The sequence below is a fragment of the Planktothrix paucivesiculata PCC 9631 genome (genome assembly GCF_900009265.2).
GTDB classification, from domain to species: domain Bacteria; phylum Cyanobacteriota; class Cyanobacteriia; order Cyanobacteriales; family Microcoleaceae; genus Planktothrix; species Planktothrix paucivesiculata.
Genome location: NZ_LR735137.1, coordinates 1 through 395, shown reverse-complemented (window position 1 = coordinate 395; position 395 = coordinate 1). Strand labels below are relative to the sequence as shown.

1 protein-coding gene is annotated in these 395 nt (G+C 49.1%); it reads right to left on the bottom strand.

Going from position 1 to position 395, the window contains the following annotated elements; translation table 11 throughout:
• On the bottom strand, positions 1–395 hold a 395-nt coding region (locus PL9631_RS25830; RefSeq protein ID WP_197046542.1), incomplete at both ends, for a KilA-N domain-containing protein.

The following is a 395-nucleotide window of genomic DNA, read 5'->3' as shown; positions in this document are numbered from 1 at the left end:
TGTCGCTGTCGCTGCTTTCGTTCCTGTGGGGTTTCCAAATAAATCCATTGCTCATCAATCGGGATGGCTTCAAATTCGGCTTGAGTCATTTGTGGGTACAACTCCGGCGGTGTCCATGCTTTAATTTGTGCGGGTTCTGAGGATTGAGGTTGAGCGGTTCCCGACATCCATTGCACAACCCATTGAGTAACCTGAACTGCAAACTCTGGACTCAACCACATGGCCAGGTGGACTGCGACTTGAGGATGTACCCAAGTTCCAGATACGGACAAGTTCGCTTTATTTCCACCCTGAAACACTTGAATTAACGCCATTGCCGGATTTCCGGTTAACGGGTTTCGGGCGATAATCTCTATTCCTAGATTCTCGGAGAGGGCCGCAAGATATTCCTTGGT